General features: G+C 59.6%; 4 protein-coding genes. All 4 read left to right on the forward strand.

The genetic code is table 11. The features are described 5' to 3' along the window. Positions 1–85 precede the first annotated feature (85 nt). Genes tnpA through MLC70_RS18275 form a run of 4 tightly spaced genes read left to right on the forward strand, consistent with a single transcriptional unit; the run spans position 86 to position 2,654 of the window. Entirely contained in the window at positions 86–376 is a 291-nt protein-coding gene (gene tnpA / locus MLC70_RS18260) for an IS66 family insertion sequence element accessory protein TnpA (RefSeq protein WP_248185943.1), read from the forward strand. Continuing rightward, entirely contained in the window at positions 373–717 is a 345-nt protein-coding gene (gene tnpB / locus MLC70_RS18265; RefSeq protein ID WP_016915087.1) for an IS66 family insertion sequence element accessory protein TnpB, read from the forward strand. The genes tnpA and tnpB overlap by 4 nt, the downstream gene beginning before the upstream one ends. Before the next feature lie 28 nt (positions 718–745). Next, positions 746–2,395 (forward strand): IS66 family transposase, encoded by a 1,650-nt coding sequence (tnpC, locus tag MLC70_RS18270; protein WP_248185948.1) that lies wholly within the window; start codon positions 746–748, stop codon positions 2,393–2,395. Beyond that, positions 2,385–2,654 (forward strand): hypothetical protein, encoded by a 270-nt coding sequence (locus MLC70_RS18275; protein ID WP_248185950.1) that lies wholly within the window; start codon positions 2,385–2,387, stop codon positions 2,652–2,654. The genes tnpC and MLC70_RS18275 overlap by 11 nt, the downstream gene beginning before the upstream one ends. Positions 2,655–2,683 lie beyond the last annotated feature (29 nt).

Raw genomic sequence — 2,683 nt, forward strand, 5'->3', positions numbered from 1 at the left:
GTAAGCGTTCATTCCAGGACGTCCTGCCACCCGGCTGAAAATCGCCCTACAGTAACCTCACATTTTTCAACACGAGGTTACCCCCATGAGAAAGCACCGTACCCCAGAACAGTGGCAGGCCCTGGTTGATCAGCAGCGCGTCAGCGGCTTGTCAGCGCCGCAGTTCTGTAAGCAGGAAAATATTGGTTACGCCAGCTTCTGCAACTGGCGCAAGCGGCTGTCCGATCCGTCGACCGATGATTCGGCAGGTTACGGTGAAGCCAGTTTTCTGGATCTCTCGTCATTAATGGGCACGTCGCCATCCTCCGGTCCGGGCTGGAACATTGTGCTCAGCCTGGGTAACGGCGTCGAGCTGCGGCTGAGTCAGCACGGATGATTGGGCTCGATAGCCAGGCGCGCATCTGGCTGTGCACCGAGCCCACCGACATGCGCAAATCGTTCCGGGGCCTGAGCGCCCTGGTCCGGAATCAGTTGAAGCACGACCCGCTCAGCGGCCAGTATTTCGTCTTCGTCAATCGCCGCAAGACCCAGATGAAGATGCTGTACTTTACCGCCACCGGTTATTGCCTGTGGGCCAAGCGCCTGGAGCAGGGGCAGTTCCGGGTGCCGTTATCCGCCTCCGGTCAGCGAGCCCTGACCCTGACGGATCTGCAACTGCTGATCGATGGCATCGAAGTGCAGAAATACCGCCAGTTCAAGCGTTTTCGAGGGGTATAGAAGACGGACTTCCGGTATAATATCGGCCATGAATTCAACGGCTTCCGCCCCTTCTTCCAACGCACCTTCCTACTCGGCTCTGGCCGAGGAGAATGCCGTGTTGCGGGAGCAGTTGGGAGCCCAGGCAGAAGCGATTCGTCAGCTGACGCATCAACTGGACTGGTTCAAGAAACAGCTGTTCGGCCCCAAATCCGAGAAGCAGGTTTATGATGTTCCGCAACAGGACAACCTGTTCCAGCCAGATGAAGCACCGCTGCCGGAGCAGCCTGCGGATGAAGATAAACGCACCATTAAGGCCTATCAGCGCGGCACCGGCAAGAAACAGCGGGACGACGACTGCCTGAACGATACTGGCCTTCGCTTTAGTGCCGATGTGCCGGTGGAAGTCATTGAACACCTGCCACCGGAACTGACCGGCGCGGAGGCCGACCAGTACGAAGTGATCGGCAGCAAGACCACCTACCGGCTGGCCCAGCGGGCCTCCAGCTATGTGGTACTCAAGTGTGAACGCCCGGTGTTCCGGCGCAAGGGAACCGAGAAGCCGGTGACGACTCCGGCTCCGTTTAACGTACTGGACAACAGCCTGGCCGACGTCAGCCTGCTGGCCGGGCTGCTGGTGGACAAGTTCCAGTTCCATCTGCCGTTGTATCGCCAGCACCAGCGCATCCAGCAGGCCGGTATCACCGTCAGCCGCAGCACCCTGACCAATCTGGTCAAGCGCGCCATCGACCTGCTTCGGCCCATTGTGGATGCCCAGACAGACAACGTGCTGCGCAGCCGGGTGCTGGCCATGGATGAAACGCCCATCAAGGCCGGTCACCAGGGCCGGGCGGGCCCGCAAAAAGGCAAGATGAAATCCGGATGGTTCTGGCCGCTGTATGGCGATGCCGACGAAGTGGTGTTCACCTACTCGAACAGCCGGGGCCGGGCCCATATCGAGGAGGTGCTGAACGAACAGTTCAGCGGCACTCTGATCAGTGACGGCTATGCGGCCTATGCCCGCTACGCTGCCGCCCAAGAGAACGTCACCCATGCCCAATGCTGGGTGCACAGTCGCCGTTACTTTATCGAGGCACAGAAGGATCATCCTGAGACAGTCACCGAGGCCCTGCAACGGATCGCAACGCTGTACCGGAATGAAGAGACCCTCAAAGCTCAAGGGCTGACCGGCGAGAAGAAACGCCAGTACCGGTTGGATCACTCGAAGCCGGTGGTCAGCGGCTTCTTCCAGTGGTGCCGGGATCAGTTGGAGCAAGGCGGTCTGCTGCCCAGCGACTCACTGACCAAGGCCCTGAACTACGTGCTCAGCCGCGAAGCGAGCCTGACCGTGTTCCTGGAAGATCCCGACGTACAGCCAGACACCAACCACCTGGAACGGGCCCTACGACCCATCCCCATGGGCAAGAAAAACTGGATGTTCTGCTGGACCGAACTGGGCGCGGAACACCTGGGCATCATCCAGAGCCTGGTCAGCACCTGCAAGCTGCACAATATTAACCCCTACACCTACCTGGTGGACGTGTTGCAACGCATCAGCCAGCACCCGGCCAGTGAAGTCAGCGACCTGACGCCGCGACTCTGGAAAACCCGGTTCGCCGACAACCCGTTACGGGCGCTGATCGACCCACGCCATCCTGACCGACAGAACAAACAGCCGGAGGCCGTTCATGCGCATTGAAGACATGAGCATCGACCAGTTGCTGGAACTGAATCAAACCATCTGCCGGCGCATCGACGAACTGCGGGATCAGGAAAATCTCCAGGCGCTGAGCCAGTTGCGGGTGGGCCTGAAAGTGACCTTCGAGGGCCGGGAAGGCCCCGTATTGGGGATCGTCACCAAGATCAACCGCAAGAGCGTGATCGTGCTGGGTGACGATGGCAGGAAGCAGTACAAGGTCTCGCCGGAGTTACTGAGACCTCTCCGGGACGTGAAGTAGGTCAACTACGTCTTGGAATGAACGCTTAC

It is taken from the genome of Marinobacter goseongensis (assembly GCF_023156235.1).
Taxonomy (GTDB): Bacteria; Pseudomonadota; Gammaproteobacteria; order Pseudomonadales; family Oleiphilaceae; genus Marinobacter; species Marinobacter goseongensis.

Bases quoted from the DNA above. Each gene is read 5' to 3' on its own strand.
- tnpA (WP_248185943.1), top strand. From the start codon at position 86: ATGAGAAAGCACCGTACCCCAGAACAGTGGCAGGCCCTGGTTGATCAG.
- tnpB (WP_016915087.1), top strand. From the start codon at position 373: ATGATTGGGCTCGATAGCCAGGCGCGCATCTGGCTGTGCACCGAGCCC.
- tnpC (WP_248185948.1), top strand. From the start codon at position 746: ATGAATTCAACGGCTTCCGCCCCTTCTTCCAACGCACCTTCCTACTCG.
- MLC70_RS18275 (WP_248185950.1), top strand. From the start codon at position 2,385: ATGCGCATTGAAGACATGAGCATCGACCAGTTGCTGGAACTGAATCAA.